The sequence below is a fragment of the Streptomyces sp. NPDC048584 genome (assembly GCF_043199595.1).
Lineage (GTDB): Bacteria > Actinomycetota > Actinomycetes > Streptomycetales > Streptomycetaceae > Streptomyces > Streptomyces edwardsiae.
This window is the reverse complement of sequence record NZ_JBICWF010000003.1, coordinates 1-17,042: the sequence shown is the minus strand read 5'-3', so window position 1 is coordinate 17,042 and position 17,042 is coordinate 1. Positions and strand designations below refer to the sequence as shown.

At 72.6% G+C, this 17,042-nt stretch carries 17 protein-coding genes and 1 pseudogene; 9 read left to right on the top strand and 9 right to left on the bottom strand.

Features of this window, described 5'->3' with window-relative positions:
• Positions 1-954 (bottom strand): TauD/TfdA dioxygenase family protein, encoded by a 954-nt coding sequence (locus tag ACGFR9_RS08020; RefSeq protein ID WP_393204060.1) that lies wholly within the window; start codon positions 952-954, stop codon positions 1-3.
• A 113-nt stretch (positions 955-1,067) separates the two neighbouring features.
• Here ACGFR9_RS08020 and ACGFR9_RS08015 point away from each other — a divergent pair, with 113 nt between their 5' ends.
• Positions 1,068-1,898, top strand: a complete 831-nt coding sequence (locus tag ACGFR9_RS08015) for an aldo/keto reductase (protein ID WP_393204058.1) — start codon at positions 1,068-1,070, stop codon at positions 1,896-1,898.
• A gap of 31 nt (positions 1,899-1,929) precedes the next feature.
• A pseudogene (locus ACGFR9_RS08010) lies at positions 1,930-2,127 on the top strand (DNA polymerase ligase N-terminal domain-containing protein); the annotation flags it as partial.
• Positions 2,128-2,234: 107 nt separating this feature from the next.
• Here ACGFR9_RS08010 and ACGFR9_RS08005 read toward each other — a convergent pair.
• From ACGFR9_RS08005 to ACGFR9_RS07990, 4 genes are all read right to left on the bottom strand, one after another.
• Positions 2,235-4,553 carry a SpoIIE family protein phosphatase gene (locus ACGFR9_RS08005; RefSeq protein ID WP_393204056.1) on the bottom strand — a complete coding sequence of 773 codons (2,319 nt, stop codon included), beginning with the start codon at positions 4,551-4,553 and terminating at the stop codon, positions 2,235-2,237.
• A gap of 31 nt (positions 4,554-4,584) precedes the next feature.
• A complete protein-coding gene (locus ACGFR9_RS08000) occupies positions 4,585-5,043 on the bottom strand; it encodes a peroxiredoxin (protein WP_393204054.1) in 459 nt (152 codons plus the stop codon).
• The gene (locus ACGFR9_RS07995) at positions 5,040-5,420 is read right to left on the bottom strand and encodes a DoxX family protein (RefSeq protein WP_393204052.1); all 381 of its coding nucleotides are present in this window, start codon (positions 5,418-5,420) and stop codon (positions 5,040-5,042) included. The genes ACGFR9_RS08000 and ACGFR9_RS07995 overlap by 4 nt, the downstream gene beginning before the upstream one ends.
• Before the next feature lie 277 nt (positions 5,421-5,697).
• Positions 5,698-6,204: a MarR family winged helix-turn-helix transcriptional regulator gene (locus tag ACGFR9_RS07990; protein WP_393204050.1), complete on the bottom strand. Its 507-nt coding sequence runs from the start codon at positions 6,202-6,204 to the stop codon at positions 5,698-5,700.
• 121 nt (positions 6,205-6,325) lie between these two features.
• On the opposite strand from ACGFR9_RS07990, the gene ligD reads away from it, so the two are divergent.
• The 3 genes from ligD to hemC all read left to right on the top strand — a co-directional run bounded on the left by ligD (position 6,326) and on the right by hemC (position 9,245).
• On the top strand, positions 6,326-7,306 hold the full coding sequence (gene ligD, locus ACGFR9_RS07985) for a non-homologous end-joining DNA ligase (RefSeq protein ID WP_393204048.1): 981 nt from the start codon (positions 6,326-6,328) through the stop codon (positions 7,304-7,306).
• A 146-nt stretch (positions 7,307-7,452) separates the two neighbouring features.
• Positions 7,453-8,229, top strand: a complete 777-nt coding sequence (locus ACGFR9_RS07980) for an NPP1 family protein (protein WP_393204046.1) — start codon at positions 7,453-7,455, stop codon at positions 8,227-8,229.
• An 80-nt stretch (positions 8,230-8,309) separates the two neighbouring features.
• Positions 8,310-9,245: a hydroxymethylbilane synthase gene (gene hemC, locus ACGFR9_RS07975; RefSeq protein ID WP_393204044.1), complete on the top strand. Its 936-nt coding sequence runs from the start codon at positions 8,310-8,312 to the stop codon at positions 9,243-9,245.
• 13 nt (positions 9,246-9,258) lie between these two features.
• On the opposite strand, the gene ACGFR9_RS07970 is transcribed toward hemC, so the two are convergent.
• Positions 9,259-9,780 (bottom strand): hypothetical protein, encoded by a 522-nt coding sequence (locus ACGFR9_RS07970; protein ID WP_393204042.1) that lies wholly within the window; start codon positions 9,778-9,780, stop codon positions 9,259-9,261.
• A gap of 499 nt (positions 9,781-10,279) precedes the next feature.
• Here ACGFR9_RS07970 and ACGFR9_RS07965 point away from each other — a divergent pair, with 499 nt between their 5' ends.
• The gene (locus ACGFR9_RS07965; RefSeq protein ID WP_393204040.1) at positions 10,280-11,071 is read left to right on the top strand and encodes an RNA polymerase sigma factor SigF; all 792 of its coding nucleotides are present in this window, start codon (positions 10,280-10,282) and stop codon (positions 11,069-11,071) included.
• Here ACGFR9_RS07965 and ACGFR9_RS07960 read toward each other — a convergent pair.
• Positions 11,068-11,394, bottom strand: a complete 327-nt coding sequence (locus ACGFR9_RS07960; protein ID WP_030229092.1) for an ANTAR domain-containing protein — start codon at positions 11,392-11,394, stop codon at positions 11,068-11,070. The genes ACGFR9_RS07965 and ACGFR9_RS07960 overlap by 4 nt on opposite strands.
• A 244-nt stretch (positions 11,395-11,638) precedes the next feature.
• Between ACGFR9_RS07960 and ACGFR9_RS07955 the strand changes: the two genes are divergently transcribed.
• Complete coding sequence (locus ACGFR9_RS07955) at positions 11,639-12,442, top strand: VOC family protein (RefSeq protein ID WP_393204038.1); 804 nt, start codon at positions 11,639-11,641, stop codon at positions 12,440-12,442.
• A 6-nt stretch (positions 12,443-12,448) separates the two neighbouring features.
• On the opposite strand, the gene glgX is transcribed toward ACGFR9_RS07955, so the two are convergent.
• Together glgX and ACGFR9_RS07945 are read right to left on the bottom strand one after the other, a co-directional pair.
• Complete coding sequence (glgX, locus tag ACGFR9_RS07950) at positions 12,449-14,590, bottom strand: glycogen debranching protein GlgX (RefSeq protein ID WP_393204036.1); 2,142 nt, start codon at positions 14,588-14,590, stop codon at positions 12,449-12,451.
• Positions 14,587-15,099, bottom strand: coding sequence for a hypothetical protein (locus ACGFR9_RS07945; protein ID WP_030229083.1), 513 nt, complete (start codon positions 15,097-15,099; stop codon positions 14,587-14,589). The genes glgX and ACGFR9_RS07945 overlap by 4 nt, the downstream gene beginning before the upstream one ends.
• Before the next feature lie 352 nt (positions 15,100-15,451).
• Between ACGFR9_RS07945 and ACGFR9_RS07940 the strand changes: the two genes are divergently transcribed.
• Positions 15,452-15,754, top strand: a complete 303-nt coding sequence (locus ACGFR9_RS07940; protein ID WP_393204034.1) for a DUF5133 domain-containing protein — start codon at positions 15,452-15,454, stop codon at positions 15,752-15,754.
• A 73-nt stretch (positions 15,755-15,827) separates the two neighbouring features.
• Positions 15,828-17,042 (top strand): maltotransferase domain-containing protein (locus tag ACGFR9_RS07935; RefSeq protein WP_393204032.1); only part of this gene is annotated, 1,215 nt, incomplete at its 3' end.

Sequence of the window (17,042 nt, the reverse complement as noted above, 5' to 3'; positions counted from 1 at the left end):
CTACCAGCGGCCGGGCGCGGTACCGGTGAGCGGCAGCGAGGGCCGGCCGTCCACCCCGGCCGGGACGTCTCCGGCGAGCATCACCCGGTGCATGGTGCGCGGGTGGTCGAGGTGCGCGGTGTCGCCGGGAGCCAGGTGGATGGTGGCCCGGTTGTCCCAGAAGGCGACACTCCCCGGCTCCCAGCGGAACCGCACGGTGTACTCGGGCCGGGTGGCCTGCTCGAGGAGCATCTCCAGGACGGCCGCGCTCTCGGGGCGGGACAGGCCGCTGATCTGCTCGACGTAGTAGCCGTTGACGAACAGCACCCGCTCCCCCGTCTCCGGGTGGACGCGGACCAGGGGGTGCTCGGAGGCGGTCTGGTGGTCCAGCAGATGGCGCGCATAGGCGTCGTCGCCGGAGCGCGGCTGGTAGCCGACGCCGAGCCGGTGCTCGGCGCGCAGCCCGTCGGCGAACGCCCGCACCGGGGCGGACAGTCCGGCGTACGCGGCGGCCAGATTGGCCCAGGTGGTGTCGCCGCCGTACGGCGGGACGGTCTCGGCGCGCAGGATCGTCGCGGCGGGCGGGTCGACGCGGGCGCCGTGGTCGCAGTGCCAGCCGCGCAGCAGGGTGTGGCGGCGGCGCCGCAGCCACTCGTCGTGCTCCATGCCGAACCGTCCGCCGAGTTCCAGCCGGTCGGCGGTGGTCTCGATCTCGGGGAAGTCCGGCGGGGAGGCCTTTCCGCGCCGGGGCAGTACGACGGGTTCGCCGAACCGGCGGGCCAGCGCGACATGGCCGGCGTGGTCGAGGCGCTGGCCGCGGAAGAACACCACCTTCCAGCGCAGTACCGCCGCCCGGATCCGGGCGATCACCGTCTCGTCGAGGTCACCGGCGAGGTCGACCCCGTGGATCTCGGCACCGATGTGCCCGGCGACCGGGCGTACGTCCGGTGCCGTGCTGTTCGTGTCCGTCGGCATGCGCTCCCCATTCGGTCGGCCGGTCCTCTCGCTTCCGTACCCGCCCGGTTGATCATTGACCCCCTCGTCACCGACTCTGGGAGGACGACACCCCCCGACGGGAAGGCATTCCGGTGAGCGGCATCCCGAGCCACACCCTCAACGACGGCACCACGATCCCCGCCCTGGGCCTGGGCACCTGGCCGATGGACGACGCCGAGGCGGAGCGGTCGGTGGCCGAGGCCCTGGAGATGGGCTACCGGCTCGTCGACACGGCGACCAACTACCGCAACGAGACCGGTGTCGGCCGTGCCGTGGCCAGGACCGGTGTCCCGCGCGAGGAGATCGTCGTGACGACGAAGCTCCCGGGCCGGCACCACGGCTACGAGGAGACCCTGGCCTCCTTCGAGGAGTCCCGCGCCCGGCTCGGCCTCGACTACGTCGATCTGTATCTGATCCACTGGCCGCTGCCCCGCGTCGGCAAGTACGCCGACTCCTGGAAGGCCATGATCAAACTGCGGGAGGACGGTCTCGTACGGTCCATCGGCGTCTCCAACTTCACGCCCGCGCACATCGAGCGGCTGGAGAAGGAGACCGGGGTGCTGCCCTCGGTCAACCAGGTCGAGCTGCACCCGTTCTTCCCGCAGGAGGAGCTGCGCGCCCACCACGAGGACAAGGGGGTGCTCATCGAGAGCTGGAGCCCGCTCGGCCGCGGCTCGACGCTGCTGGACGACCTGGCGGTGGCCGCCGTCGCGGAGGCGCACGGGGTGACCCCGGCCCAGGCGGTGCTGCGCTGGCACATCCAGCTGGGCGCGCTCCCGGTGCCGAAGTCGTCCGACCCGGGCCGGCAGCGGTCGAACCTCGACGTCTTCGGCTTCGAACTGGACGCCGCGCAGATGCGCACCATCGCCGACCGGGCACACCGGCGCATCGGCGGGGACCCGGAGGTCCACGAGGAGTTCTGACCGCCCTCGCCGGGCACCCGTGCCCCGCGCGCGGCTCGCCGTGCCGGCGGAGGACCATCCGCTGGAATACCAGGAGTTCGAGGGCGTGATCCCGCGCGGCGAGTCCGGCGGCGGCACGGTGATCGTGTGGGACCACGGCACGGACGAGCCGCTCTCCGACGGCTTCGCGAGGGCGCTGGAGCGCGGGCATGCCGCGTTCCGGCCGCGCGGCTCGAGGCCGCGGGGCGAGTGAGTACGCCGTCCGGTCCGCCCCGGCACCACGACCATGAACGGTCCCCGGCGGGCTCGGCCCGCGCCGCGGCCGGCGCGGAGGGCGCACTGAGCAGAAGACGGGCGTCAGCCCGGTAGGGACTGCTCCGCCCAGATCGTCTTGCCCCGGTCGGTCTGGCGGCTGCCCCAGCGCTGGGTGAGCTGGGCCACCAGCAGCAGGCCGCGGCCGCCCTCGTCGAAGGCGTGGGCGCGGCGCAGGTGCGGGGAGGTGGAGCTGGCGTCGGAGACCTCGCAGATCAGGGTGCGGTCGCGGATCAGGCGCAGCTCGATGGGGGGTACCCCGTAGCGGATCGCGTTGGTGACGAGTTCGCTCACGACGAGTTCGGTGACGAACGCGATCTCGTCCAGCCCCCACGCGGCCAGCCGCTCCCCGGCCCACACCCGGGCGGCCGCCACCTCCTCGGGGTCGGGCGGCACGTCCGTCGTGACGACCCGGTCCGCGCCCAGGGCCCGCGTGCGGGCCAGCAGCAGCGCCACGTCGTCGCCGGGCTCCTCGGGAAGTACGTCCTTCAGCACGCCGTCGCACAGCGACTCCAGGGAGTCGGCGCGCACCGACAGGGCGCGGCACAGCTCGTCGGTGGCCTCGTCGATGTCGCGGTCGCGGTCCCCGATCAGGCCGTCGGTGTAGAGGGCGACGACGGAGCCCTCGGGCAGCCGGATCTCCGTCGCCTCGAACGGCAGCCCGCCGACGCCGAGCGGAGGCCCCGCGTTCACACGGATCAGCCGGCATGTCCCGTCGGGCAGCACGAGGGCGGGCGCGGGATGGCCGGCGGAGGCCACGGTCAGCATGCGGGAGACCGGGTCGTAGACGGCGTACAGGCAGGTGGAGCCGAGTTCGGCGACGTCCACGCGGTCGTCGGCGGCCAGATGGGTGACCAGGTCGTCGAGGTGGGTGAGGAGTTCGTCGGGCGGGATGTCCACGTCGGCGAGGGTGCGTACGGCCGTGCAGAGCCGGCCCATGGTGGCCGTGGAGGGGATGCCGTGGCCCACGACGTCCCCGACGACCAGGGCGACCCGGCTGCCGGCCAGCGGGATGACGTCGAACCAGTCGCCGCCGATGCCGGCCTCCGACGCGGAGGGCAGATAGCGGTGCGCGACCTCGACGGCGGCCTGTCCGGGCAGTCCCGTGGGGAGCAGGCTGTGCTGGAGGGCCAGCGCGGTGGCACGTTCGCGGGCGAAGCGGCGGGCGTTGTCGACACAGACGGCGGCGCGGCTGGCGAGTTCCTCGGCGAGCGCGGCGTCGTCGTCGGCGTATCCCTCGGGACGGAGGTTGCGGACGGCGAGCGCGACGCCGAGCGTGGTGCCGCGGGCGCGCAGCGGCACCGCCAGCAGGGAGTGGATGCCGGGGCCGCCGTCCGGGGTGGGCACGCCCCGCTCGGCCATCCACCGTGCGACATCCGGTTCACCGGCGCGGGCGAGTACCGCTCTGCCCTCCTTCAGTGCCCGGGCGGGCGGGGAGAAGGGTGGACAGACGTCCGTCTGACCGAGGTGCACGACGGCCTCGGGCGCGCCCTCGGCTGCGGAGCGGTGCGCCGTGCGGCGCAGCACCACTGTGGTACCGGGCCGGTCCGGGGGCTCGTCGGCGCCGTGGACCCAGTCGAGGAGGTCGACGGCGGCGAAGTCGGCGACCTCGGGGACCAGGAGCTCCACCAGTTCCTCGGCGGTACGTACGACGTCCAGGGTGGTGCCGATGGCGGTCGCGGCCTCGTTCAGCAGGCCCAGCCGACGGCGGGCATGGTACTGCTCGGTGCTGTCGGAGCCCGTCATCGCGGTGCCGACGACCGTGCCGGCGGAGTCGCGGACCGGCCACATCTCGAGGTTCCAGGCATGCACCCGGGAGGCGGAGGGCGCCCGGCCGTAGCTCTCGTGGTGCAGGGGTTCGCCGGTCTCGACGACACGGCGCAGTTGCCGCTCGATGCCCCGGGTGTGCTCGCTGCACCAGGCGGCCTCCTTCAGGGTGCACCCGGTCAGTTCCTCCTCGGACCGGCCCATCGCGGCGCAGGCGGCGTCGTTGAGCCGCACGAAACGCTGCTCGGTGTCGAGGACGGACAGCGCCAGGGACGCCTGCTGGAAGGCCCGCCCGGCCGGCGAGGTCTCCGTGCCGGGCGGCTCGGCGGTGATCAGACAGCCGGCCGGCGCGCCCCCGGCGCCCTGGAGGGGCCGGACCGTCAGCAGGACCGGTACGGGGTGGCCGTCGCGGTGGCGCAGCACGGACGGCCCGGACCGCAGGGGGGCACCGGGCGGCGCGTCCTCGGCGAGCAGCCTCCGTACGGCCCGGCCCACCGCCTCCTTTGCCGGGTGCCCCGTCAGCCGCCGGGCGCCCTCGCTCCAACCTGTGACGATGCCGCGGGCATCGACGATGACCGCGGCGGAGGCGTCGTCCATTCGTCCAGGATCATCCCTTTACGGGCCGGTATCAACCGCGCAGTGCGGCGAGTGCCCGGTCGGCGTGGGCGTTCATCCGCAGTTCGCTGCGGACGACCTCCAGGACGGTGCGGTCCCGGCCGATGACGAAAGTGGCCCGCTTCGTCGGCGCCAGGGTGATTCCCCGCTTCACGCCGAACCGCTCGCGGACCGTGCCGTCGGGGTCGGACAGCAGGGGCATGCCGAGGGTGTGCCGGCCGGCGAACTCCGCCTGCCGTTCGACGGCGTCACCGCTGATGCCGACCGGCCGGGCGCCGACGGCGGCGAACTCGGCGGCGAGATCGCGGAAGTGGCAGGCCTGCGCGGTGCAGCCGGCGGTCAGGGCGGCCGGGTAGAAGAACAGCACCACGGTGCCCTCGGTGAGCAGTTCCGACAGCCGGCGCACGGTGCCGGTCTCGTCCGGGAGGGCGAAGTCCTCGACCGTGTCACCCTTCTCCACGCGTCCGCTCACGACCGGCCCTCCGCGCCCTTGGCGATGCCGCGCGCCCACAGCACCAGCGGTATCTGCAGCGGCAGCCGGCCGAGGGCGGCGGCCTTCTGCGGGGCGGGGCGGTGGCGCCAGTCGGCGGCCATCTTCACATTGGCGGGGAACACGCCGACGAAGAAGGCCGCCGAGGCGAGCGCGGCGGCCTTGCGGGTCCGGGGCAGCGCGAGCCCGGCGGCCAGCGCGAGCTCGACGGCACCGCTCGCATAGGTCCAGGCGCGGGGCGACCCGGGCAGGGAGCGCGGCACGATGTGATCGAACTGCCGGGGAACGGCGAAATGCGCGCTCCCCGCGACGGCCAACAACCCGGCAAGCACCAGGGGCGAACGTTCGGACCGTGACACGGTTCCTCCTCCGAATAGCCTGCCGCGCGACATTACCGCACAGTAGCCCCACCCCCGCCCGCGCACTCCCGCGTTCCCGCGTCCCCGCGTTCCCGCACTCCCACGTCCCCGCGGGCAGTCGTGGCGCAGGGCGGCACGGGTGGGCGCGACGGCACCCCGCCGGCGCCGGGCTGCGCGACCCTCCCCCGCCCAGCCTTGTCACCGGCCCGGCACCCACCCACCGCGGGACACGACGTGCCGCCCCAGCGGCACGGGCGGGCGCGGAGGGCGAGACGGCTCACACGCTTCGCGCAGGCTCCGCCTCGTCGTCGGCCGCGTGTGCGAGAAAGTCATCGACCATGCGATGAAACAGCGCCGCCAGCTGCCGCAGATCCTGCGCCGACCAGTCCGCCAACGCCACCTGCATCCCCCGGATCCCCGTCTCCCGGATCCGCCGGATCGCCTCCCGCCCCGCATCCGTCAGCTCGATCCGCTGAGCCCGCCGGTCATCCGGGTCCGGAACCCGGCTCACATGCCCCGACTTCTGCAACTGCTGCACCGTACGCGTGACATGCGACGCCTCGACCCCCAGCCGAGCCGCCAGCTCCCCCGGCCGCATCGGCTCGGTGTCGGCCATCTGCCGCAGCAGCGCGACGGCGGCCCGGTCAAGGGGCACACCCGCCAGGGCCATCAGCCGCTCGTGCTGCCGGGCGCTCCTGCTCAGATACGTGATGCGGTGGAGCGCGCGTTCGATCTCGGCCACTTCCACGGAGGGGGGGACGTCGGGGAGCGGGGATGCGGACATGCAGGGCACTTTACCATCTCATTGCGTAACTCAATCAATCGCCCACCCCTCCTCAGGCCCGTTCAGGCGAATCCGCGCACGCGCCCGCGTGGCGACCCCCGGGCCCGTCCACACCTCCCCCGTGACCCTCCCCCTGATCCCGCCCATGCTCGCCACGCCCGGCTCCCTGCCACCCCCGGCGGCGGACGCCCGCTGGGCCTACGAGACCAAACAGGACGGCCAGCGGGCGGTCGTCTACCTCCCCGGCGACGGCACCGCCGTACTCCGGGCCCGCTCGGGACAGGAGATCACCGGCGCGTACCCGGAACTCACACCACTGGCCACCGTCCTCGGCACCCGCCCCGCGATCCTGGACGGCGAGATCCTCGCCCTCGACGAACGGGGCCGGGCGAGCTTCCAGTTGCTCCAGTCCCGCATGGGCCTGGCGCACGCGCCGGCCAGGGCGGCCCGCCGCGCGGCCGCCGTCCCCGTTCACCTGGTGCTGTTCGACGTGATGCATCTCGACGGCCGGTGCCTCCTGCGCCTCCCCTACACCGCCCGCCGCGAGGCACTGCTGGGCCTCGCCCTCGACGGCCCCGCCTGGTCCACCCCGGCCGCGCTCGTCGGCCACGGCCCCGAGGCGCTGCGGGCCACACGGGAGCACGGGCTGGAGGGGCTGGTCTGCAAGCGGCTGGACTCGGTGTACGAGCCGGGTGCGCGCTCCCGCTCCTGGATCAAGATCCGCAATATGCGCAGCGAGGACGTACTGGTCGGCGGCTGGCTGCCCGGCAGGGGGCGGTTGACGGGGCTGCCGGGCGCCGTCCTGGTCGGACAGCGGGCGGCGGGCCGGCTGCGGTACGTCGGCGGCGTCGGCACCGGCTGGAGCGAGGCCGAACGCACGGAGCTGGCCGCGCTGTTGAGGGCGGCGGCCACCGACGTCTGTCCCTTCGACCCGGCGCCGGCCGCGCCGGGCGCGCACTGGGTGGTGCCCCGGCTGGTCGGCGAGGTCCGCTACAGCACCCGCACCCGGGAGGGTCTGCTGCGCCAGCCGTCCTGGCTGCGGCTGCGGCCGGACCTGGCGCCCGAGCAGTCGGCGGCCGACGTTCCCGACGACCTGGTGTGATCCGCCCGCCCGGCACCGCGAGTGCCGGGGCGCGCTTCACCGGTGATACGCCTGCACCCTCTTGGCATGTATACGTCCGGCCGGGATGCTGAACTCCCCAGCCCCCCACATCTGTTGGGCTGCGCCCGGATCAAGAGGAGGACGCAGTGTCGTCGAGCACGTTCCGAACCCACCGCAGGAGATGGCTGACCGGCCCGGCCGCCGCGGCCGCGTTCGTCATCGCCTTCCCCGCCACCGCCTTCGCCGCACCCCCGCCGGCCCTGCCGGTCAACGCGGACGCTCTGGACCGGACGTTCCAGCCGGCCTTCGACTACGACACCGACGGCTGCTACTCGACGGCCGCGATCGGCCCGGACGGCACCGTCAACCCCGGCCTCAACCCGACCGGGGCCCTCAACGGCAACTGCCGTGACGCCTCGGACCTGGACACCACGAACGCCTACTCCCGTTCGAAGTGCAACAACGGCTGGTGCGCCGTCCTGTACGGCCTCTACTTCGAGAAGGACCAGGCCCTGCCGGGCATCAGCCTCGGCGGCCACCGCCACGACTGGGAGCACGTCGTGGTGTGGGTGCAGAACGACTCCGTCCAGTACGTCTCGACGTCCAACCACGGCTCGTTCACGGTGCACGCCCGCTCGGCGGTCCGCTTCGACGGCACGCACGCGAAGGTCGTCTACCACAAGGACGGCATCAGCACGCACTGCTTCCGTCTCGGGGGCCCGGGCGACGAGCCGCCGGAGAACCACCGGGGCACCTGGCAGTATCCGCCGCTGGTCGGCTGGAACGGCTATCCGGCGGGACTGCGCGAGAAGCTCAGCGGGTACGACTTCGGCAGCGCCCACTTCGGTCTGAAGGACGGGAGCTTCGCCTCCCACCTCGCCTCGGCCAAGCCCGCCGGCATCCCGTTCGACCCGAACGCCTGACCGTACACGGTCGGTGACGCCGGGGCGCCGTTCGGTGCCCCGGCGTCGGCCGGCCCCTTGGAGGGTCTATCGTATCGGCCATGTCGGTCCCCGAACTGATCCGTATCGTCTCCCGCGACTCGCCCATGGCGCTCGCCCAGGTGGAGCGCGTCCGGGCCGAACTGGCCGCCGCCCGTCCCGGTGTGCGCACCGAGGTCGTACCGGTGAAGACCACCGGGGACAAGTGGCTCGGCGAGCTGTCACAGGTGGAGGGCAAGGGCGCGTTCACCAAGGAGGTGGACGCCGCGCTGCTCGCCGGTGCGGCGGATGTCGCCGTGCACTGCGTCAAGGACGTGCCCGCCGACCGGCCGCTCCCGGCGGGGACGGTGTTCGCCGCGTTCCTGAAGCGGGACGACGTCCGCGACGCCCTGGTGCACCCGGAGGGGCTCACCCTGGACGAGCTCCCGCCCGGCACCCGGATCGGCACCTCGTCGGTCCGCAGGATCGCCCAGCTGGCCGCCACGCACCCGCACTTGAGGTGCGTGCCGTTCCGCGGCAACGCCAACCGGCGGCTGGAGAAGCTCGCGGCCGGGGAGGCGGACGCCCTGATGCTGGCGGTGGCCGGACTGGAGCGGATCGGCCGCGCCGACGTGATCAGCGAGGTGCTGTCCGTGGACGCGATGATGCCGCCCATCGGCGCGGGCATCCTCGCGCTGCAGTGCCGCGAGGGCGACGACGGCCTCATCGACGCGGTGAGCGCCCTCGGGCACCCGGACACCCACCGCGAGGCCACCGCCGAGCGCATGTTCCTGCATGTGCTGCAGGGGCACTGCAACAGCCCGATCGCCGGCTGCGCGCGGGTGGACCACAGCGGTGAACTGTCCCTGCGGGCGTGCGTCTTCACGTCCGACGGCAAGACCCGTCTGAACGCCCACGAGTGGGCGGGCCGCCTGGACCCGGCCACGCTCGGCACCTCGGTCGCCGTGTCCCTGCTCCGCCAGGGCGCCCGCGACCTCATCGACGGCATCCCCCACTGACCTCCGCGGTGCGTCAGGCGGTGCCTTCCTCCGCCTGCTCCCGCAGGAACGCGGTCACCTGGTGGGCGAGGGTGTCGCGGCAGGCACCGGCAGGGGCGCCCGCGGGTGCTTCGTGGACGCCGATGCCGCCCGTCCAGAGCCGGCGGCCGGCCCATTCCTCGTCGGCGCGCAGCTGTACCTGGACGTCGACGTGGGTCAGCGCCGCCTCGGGGGCGGCCGCGTAGAGGACGGCGGTGACGCGACGCAGCGGATAGACGTCGAAGCCCTCGACGAACTGCGAGTTGCGCCAGTCGACGAAGGCGCTTTCGCCGTCGGGGCCGGTGCGTACGTCGATCTGGCCGTCCTCGAGATGAATGCAGAAGGGCCGGTCGCCGCGGTTCTCGACGGTGACGCGGACACGGAAGTACGTCAGCCCCTCGGCGGCGTCGTCCCGTCCGCGCGGCGGGTCGCCGGCCTCCAGACGGTGGACGCGGACCCGCAGACCGGCATGCTCCTCGTACTCCTGCCAGTCCCCGACCACGTTCGGCTCGTACACAGCGCACCCTCTCGACTTCTGTCCGCTGCTTCCTATCTGTGGCCTCGGCGCACTGTCAAATGAGCAGAATGCGCTGTGGTCATGCGGTTCGCGCCCTCTGATCAGTGATCAAGCGCTGCGCTGGAGGAATTCCCCGGCCGGCCCTCCGGCGGCCGGTGACGGCGTGCCGCACATCACGTCCGGCGCCGTGATCACCGGCGGGCCGCGGGTGATCGTCCGCGGCGGCGGGTGCGGGGCGGCGCGGTGCCATCACTCGAAGTGCGGGGATTTCACGCAATGAATTCCCTCGATTTCACACCGTGGGCATAGCGGGAATTTCCGCCGCGGAATTGTGGGAAACGTTTCGGGCGGGCGGAACACGGGGAATGGAATTCTCAGTGCTTCGGACAGGAGGCACGTCCGTGGGGACCGGTTCGCCGGCCGCGGGCCTCTCGTGGTCCGGGTCACCGTTTCCCACGGGGTCCGTCCATCCGGCACCCCGCTCAGGGAGGTGCGCGTGATGCGTACCGTCAGTCCCAGGAAGCAGCACACCCATGACGACGCCCCCGACACGGCGGGGGACTTCGTACGCCTGACCCTGCTGCCCGACGGGCCCGAACGCAGGATGCTGCGCGACGAACTGGTCACGGCGTGGCTGCCCATGGCCGAGCGCATCGCCGTCCGGTTCCGGGGCCGCGGCGAGGCCCTGGAGGATCTGTACCAGGTGGCGGCTCTCGGCCTGGTCAAGGCCGTCGACCACTACGACCCGGCGCGCGGCAGCGCCTTCGAGGCGTACGCCGTACCGACCGTCACCGGAGAGATCAAACGCCACTTCCGCGACCACATGTGGACGCTGCATGTGCCGCGCCGGGTCCAGGACCTGCGCAACCGGGTGCGGCACGCCGCGAAGGAGCTGGCGCAGACCACCCCCGGCCGGGCGCCGACGATCGCCGAGATCGCCGCGTACGCCCGGCTGACCGAGGACGAGGTGCGCACCGGGACGGAGGCGCTCGAGTGCTTCTCCGCGCTGTCGCTGGAGGCGGAGATGCCGGGCACCGACGGCTACGCCCTCGGGGACGCGATCGGCGGCCCGGACCCGGCGTACGACACCGTCGTCGACCGGGTGGCGGTCCGGCCCTGTCTGGAGGCGCTGCCGGAGCGGGAGCGCCTCATCCTCTATCTGCGGTTCTTCAAGGGGATGACACAGAGCGCCATCGCCGAGCAGCTCGGCATCTCGCAGATGCATGTGTCCCGGCTGCTCAGCAGCTGTTTCGAGCAGCTGCGCGAGGAACTGCTGGCGGAGACCGGCTAGTCGTCGGGCGGTGTGCCCGGGATCTGGGTCGGGCCGAGGCGGTCGAGGACCTCCTCCAGGACCGTGCGGACGTCCGCCGGCAGGAGGCCGGTGCGGCCCCAGACGAGGATCAGGTCGGCCACGTTGCGGAGTTTGATGTTCGTCCGCTGGGAGACCTCCCTGAGCACCGTCCAGCCCTGGTCCGGCGAGACCCGGCCGAGCGCGACGACCATGCCGATCGCCTGGTCCACCACCGCGTGCGAGACGACCGCGTCCTTCAGCTGCTGGACCTCCTCCTCCAGCTGGAGGATGCGGTCCGCGCCCCCGTCCGTGGGCATGGTCACCTCCGGGTCCGGTGTGCCGCTCTCACGGTGCCTTCGCACAGTGCTTGAGTGCCTTCAGCCAGTGTCCGACCCCTCCATCGTCGCCACTGCGACCCCTGTGCGCCACCGGGGTGGCCCGGCCCCCGACGGGTGACCGTTCCGGTACCGCCACCGGGGTACTCGGCAGGCGCCCGGAGGGGTACCCGGCGGACACTGGGGTCAGCCGGGAGGCTGCCACGCCGACGAGATTCAGGACGCGACTGCCATGAACCACGACATGCCCTCCCCCGCCGGTGCGACGGAGGTCTTCTCGACGCACTCCGTGTTCGGTGCGCCCTGCTGGGTGAGCCTGACGAGCCGCGATGTGGAGACGACCGAGGAGTTCTACGGAGCGGTGCTGGGCTGGGAGTGGCGTCCGGTGCGCCTGGGCGACCGGTTCCGGGTCGCCCTCGCGGAGGGCCGGCCGGTGGCCGGGATCGCCGCGGTCGCCGGCATGTGGCAGACCTCGGTGGCGTGGACGCCGTACTTCGCGGTACGCAGCGCGGACGAGGCGGCGGCGCGGGTGCAGGAGCGCGGCGGCACCTCGGCGGTCGGCCCGATCTCGCTGCCTCCCGGGCGGGGCGCGCTGCTGGCCGACCGGGACGGGGCGACGTTCGGGGTCTGGGAGGGCGAGCTGTTCTCCGACTGGCCCACCTGGCGCCGCGCACAGCTGGCGTTCATCCGGCTGCACACCCGGGACGCCTTCGACGCCGCGATCTTCTACGGCGGGGTCTTCGACTGGGCGTCCGACAAACCGGGCTGTGTGGAGGTGCACTACGAGGGCGAGGAAGTGGTGCTGCGCAGCGGCGGGGAGGTGGTGGCGCGGATCGAGTCGGGGGCGGCGGAGTCGGCTCCCGACCCGACCGTACGGCCGCACTGGCAGGTGCACTTCGCGGTGACGGACGTCGCCGCCTGCGCCCGGGCGGCCGAGCGGCACGGCGGCAGTGTGCTGTCCCTGGGCGCCGAAGAGGCCGTGCTCCGCGACAACGAGGGCGCCCAGTTCACCGTGACGTCACGCCGGGAACGCTGACGCCGGTCACTCCGTGCGGGACGGGCGGGAGAGCAGGACCAGGCTCCGGGGGCCCACGGTGAGGGTGGTGCCGGCCTTGTGCTCGGCCTCGTCGGGGGTGCCCTCGGGGTCGGCGGTGTCGATCAGGGCGGTCCAGCGCTCGCCGTAGGAGACGGGCGGCAGACGGAACGCGGTGGGCTCCCAGTGGCTGTTGAACAGCAGCAGGAAGGACTCGTCGACCAGGCGCCGGCCGCGCGGGCCGGGTTCGGCGATGGCGTCGCCGTTGAGGAACACGCCGACCGCGTGGGCGTCGGACCGCCGCCAGTCGTCGTCGGTCATCTCCCGGGCGTCGGGCAGCAGCCACACCAGGTCGGGCAGCGGCTGGCCGGCGCGGCGCACGGTCTCGCCGTGGAAGAAGCGGCGGCGGCGCAGCACGGGGTGGTCGAGGCGCAGCGAGATGAGCCGACGGGTGAAGTCGAGCAGGTCGCGCTGTTCGGCGGTGAGGCGCCAGTCGACCCAGCCGGTCTCGTTGTCCTGGCAGTAGGCGTTGTTGTTGCCGCGCTGGGTGCGGCCCAGTTCGTCGCCGTGGGAGAGCATCGGGATGCCCTGGGACAGCAGCAGCGTGGCGAGGAAGTTGCGCTGCTGGCGGGCGCGCAGTTCCAGTACGGCGGGGTCGCGGGTGGTGCCCTCCGCGCCGCAGTTCCAGGACCGGTTGGTGCTCTCGCCGTCCCGGTTGCCCTCGCCGTTGGCCTCGTTGCGCTTGTCGTTGTAGGAGACGAGGTCACGCAGGGTGAAACCGTCGTGCGCGGTGACGAAGTTGACGCTGGCGCGGGGGCGGCGCCTGCTGTGCGCGTACAGGTCGGAGGAGCCGGTGAGACGGGAGGCGAACTCGCCGAGGGTGTGCTCCTCGCCGCGCCAGAAGTCCCTTACGGCGTCCCGGTAGAGGCCGTTCCACTCCGACCACAGCGGGGGGAAGTTGCCCACCTGGTAGCCGCCCTCGCCCACGTCCCAGGGTTCCGCGATCAGTTTGACCCTGCTGATCACCGGGTCCTGCTGGATGAGGTCGAAGAACGCCGACAGCCGGTCGACCTCGTGGAACTGCCGGGCCAGGGTGGCCGCCAGGTCGAAGCGGAAGCCGTCGACATGCATCTCGGTGACCCAGTACCGCAGCGAGTCCATGATCAGCTGGAGTACGTAGGGGTGGCGCATCAGCAGGCTGTTGCCGGTGCCGGTGGTGTCGTAGTAATGCGACCAGTCGCCGTCCACCAGGCGGTAGTACGAGGCGTTGTCGATGCCCCGGAAGGAGAGGGTGGGGCCCTTCTCGTTGCCCTCGGCGGTGTGGTTGTAGACGACGTCGAGGATCACCTCGAGCCCGGCCGCGTGGAGGGTCTTCACCATCTCCTTGAACTCGGTGACCTGCCGGCCGCGGCTGCCGTGGGCGGCGTAGGCGTTGTGCGGGGCGAAGAAGCCGATGGTGTTGTAGCCCCAGTAGTTGGCGAGGCCGCGGCTCTGCAGCACGCCGTCCTGGACGAACTGGTGGACCGGCATCAGTTCCACGGCGGTGACGCCCAGCGAGGTCAGGTGCCCGACCACCGAGGGATGGGCCAGCCCGGCGTAGGTGCCCCTCAGTTCCTCGGGGACGTCGGGGTGGGTGCGGGTGAGGCCCTTGACATGGGCCTCGTAGATCACGGTGTCGGAGTAGGGGCGGCAGGGCGGGGTGTCGTCGCCCCAGTCGAAGGCCGGGTCGGTGACCACGCCGAGCATGGTGTGTCCGGCGCTGTCGGCGGGGTCGGGGCCGTGCGGGCTGCGCTCGTACAGCGAGGGGTGGTTGTCGATCTGGCCGTCGACCGCGGTGGCGTAGGGGTCGAGGAGCAGTTTCGCCGGGTTGCAGCGATCGCCGGCCGTGGGGGCCCAGGGGCCGTGCACCCGGTAGCCGTAGCGCTGTCCGGGGCGGACGCCGGGGAGGTAGCCGTGCCAGACGAAGCCGTCGACCTCGGTGAGCCGTACGGTGGTGTGCCGTCCGTCGTCGTCGGCCAGGACCAGGTCGACGCGTTCGGCGACCTCGCTGAACAGGGCGAAGTTGGTGCCCTCGCCGTCGTAGGTCGCCCCCAGCGGGTAGGGGCGCCCGCTCCAGGCGGGCGCCCCTTTCCGGTTCTGGCGCCGGGTCACCGGGCCTCCTCCAGGAGGCCGCCCGGTGTTCGGACCCGGCCGGTGAGCGTGGCGACGCTCAGCTCGCGGGGAAGGTCCAGGCCCTCGCTCTCGCGCGGGTCGGGGGCGGCCGGCACCAGCGGGACGCGTTCGCCGGCGCGGGCGCGCTGCGAGAACCAGATGACCTTGCTGCCGTTCTCGGTGGCGCAGCAGCCCCAGCCGTCGCTGCTCGCCGCGAGGTGTTCGAGACAGCCGCGCATCTGCCGGTCGGGGCGCAGGGCGCGGTCGTTCTCCCCGATGGCGGTGATGAGGTGCTGGCCGTTCCACCACATCTCGATCGACGCGTTCTTGTCGGTGGCGTGCTCGTCGATGGCGCGCAGCAGCATCTCGGCGCCGCCGCAGACGGGCTCGACCAGATTCTCCAGATCCCAGAACCGGAGGTGAGCGGCCAGTATGCGGCCGACCTGTCCCACCCGCTCGGGGCTGACTTCCACGTCGAGGTGGTAGTAGCAGGGCACTGCGGTCTTCATGGTCGTTGGCTCCTCACGCGAAGCTCTCGTCCCTCCTCGCCCCCTCGGGGCGAGCCCCGAACACGGAACGTGAGCGGGTATCGCTTCTGAGTCACCCTCAGCGTGAGGGGGTTGGTCCGTTCGTGCAACACGAGCGCACTCCCGTGGCACAGGAGGCGGCATCCCGGCATTCGGGGGCCGGCGGAGGCCGACCACATCGGTTGAAAATCCAACAAGACGTTGCGTCACCGTCCATGCACCATGTGTGAAGACCTCGATCGCCGTTACGGGTCCGTGCAGCTGTGCGCACGGCCGCCGCCCGACCGCCGGGACAACGCGCCTCGAATCGAGCCCCGGAAAGGTGCACGGCGCCATGCTGCTACCCGCCAAAGCCGAAGTCGCCCGGCAGTTGCGTCGCTACCGGGCCTGGGAACGCGTGATGCTGGCGGCTCCGACCGATCACACGGTGCGGGCCACGTTCGAGGACGCCGGCTACACCCTCTGTGTGCTGATGGGCAAGCGCTGCGCGCGGGAGGCGGCGGACGCCGCCGAACGGTATCTGCGCACCACCCCCGTCACCTATCTGCAGGAACAGAACGACACGCCGCGTACGACGGCCGCGGTGCGACGTGGTCCGCCGGCCGTCGAGCGGCGCTCCCCGGCGGGAAGGCAATGACCTTCCCGCCGCTCTTCGGTACCACGCCCGGGCGACCGCCCGGGCTTCGAGCACGGCGGAGGTGCACAGACCCATGAAGACGACCCGGACCATCGGTCGTATCCCGGTACGGGACGTCCGGCCGTCCGTCGACTGCGGCAGGCGGCCGGCCAAGGCCGTGGTGGGCGAGACGTTCGAGGTGACGGCCACACTGTTCCGTGAGGGGCACGACGCGGTGGCCGCCAATGTGGTGCTGAAGGATCCGGAGGGGCGTCCGGGGCCGTTCACGCCGATGCGGGAGCTGGCGCCGGGCAGTGACCGGTGGGGCGCGGAGGTCGTCGCGGACGGCCCGGGCCCGTGGACGTATCGCGTCGAGGCGTGGGGCGATCCGGTGGCGACCTGGCGCAGGACCGCCCGGATCAAGGTGCCGGCGGGCATCGACACGGGGCTGGTGCTGGAGGAGGGCGCCGATCTGTACCGGCGCGCGGCCGCCGGCGTTCCCCGCGACGACGGACAGGCCGTGGTCCTCACCGCGGCCGCGACGCTGCGCGACGACTCCCTGCCCTGTGCCACCCGTCTGGCGGCGGCGTTGACGCCGGAGGTGGACGCGGTGCTGGCCCGGCATCCGCTGCGGGAACTGGTCACCAGCAGCGACCCGCTGCCCCTGCTGGTGGAACGCGAGCGTGCCCTGTACGGCGCCTGGTACGAGTTCTTCCCCCGCTCCGAAGGCACACCGCAACAGCCGCACGGCACCTTCGACACCGCCGCCCGCCGCCTGCCCGCGATCGCCGCGATGGGCTTCGACGTCGTCTACCTCCCGCCCATCCACCCGATCGGGACCACGTTCCGCAAGGGCCCCAACAACACCCTGGACGCCGGCCCCGACGACGTCGGCGTCCCCTGGGCCATCGGCTCCCCCGAAGGCGGCCACGACGCCGTCCACCCCCGCCTGGGCACCCTGGAGGACTTCGCCCGCTTCGTCACCCGGGCCGCCCGGCTCGGCCTCGAGGTCGCCCTGGACTTCGCCCTGCAGTGCTCACCCGACCACCCCTGGGTCCACAAACACCCCGAATGGTTCCACCACCGCCCCGACGGCTCCATCGCCCACGCGGAGAACCCACCGAAGAAATACCAGGACATCTACCCCATCGCCTTCGACGCCGACCTCGACGGCCTCGTCGCCGAAACCGTCCGCGTCCTGCGCCACTGGATGCAACTCGGGGTACGGATCTTCCGCGTCGACAACCCCCACACCAAACCCGTCGTCTTCTGGGAACGCGTCATCGGCGAGATCAACCGCGCCGACCCC

What these genes read in the sequence shown, in the direction of transcription:
- ACGFR9_RS08005 (WP_393204056.1), bottom strand. Translation starts at nt 4,553, where the DNA reads ATGGACGACGCCTCCGCCGCGGTCATCGTCGATGCCCGCGGCATCGTC.
- hemC (WP_393204044.1), top strand. Translation starts at nt 8,310, where the DNA reads ATGTCGGTCCCCGAACTGATCCGTATCGTCTCCCGCGACTCGCCCATG.
- ACGFR9_RS07945 (WP_030229083.1), bottom strand. Translation starts at nt 15,099, where the DNA reads ATGAAGACCGCAGTGCCCTGCTACTACCACCTCGACGTGGAAGTCAGC.
- ACGFR9_RS08020 (WP_393204060.1), bottom strand. Translation starts at nt 954, where the DNA reads ATGCCGACGGACACGAACAGCACGGCACCGGACGTACGCCCGGTCGCC.
- ACGFR9_RS07955 (WP_393204038.1), top strand. Translation starts at nt 11,639, where the DNA reads ATGAACCACGACATGCCCTCCCCCGCCGGTGCGACGGAGGTCTTCTCG.
- ACGFR9_RS07990 (WP_393204050.1), bottom strand. Translation starts at nt 6,204, where the DNA reads ATGTCCGCATCCCCGCTCCCCGACGTCCCCCCCTCCGTGGAAGTGGCC.
- ACGFR9_RS07965 (WP_393204040.1), top strand. Translation starts at nt 10,280, where the DNA reads ATGCGTACCGTCAGTCCCAGGAAGCAGCACACCCATGACGACGCCCCC.
- ACGFR9_RS07940 (WP_393204034.1), top strand. Translation starts at nt 15,452, where the DNA reads ATGCTGCTACCCGCCAAAGCCGAAGTCGCCCGGCAGTTGCGTCGCTAC.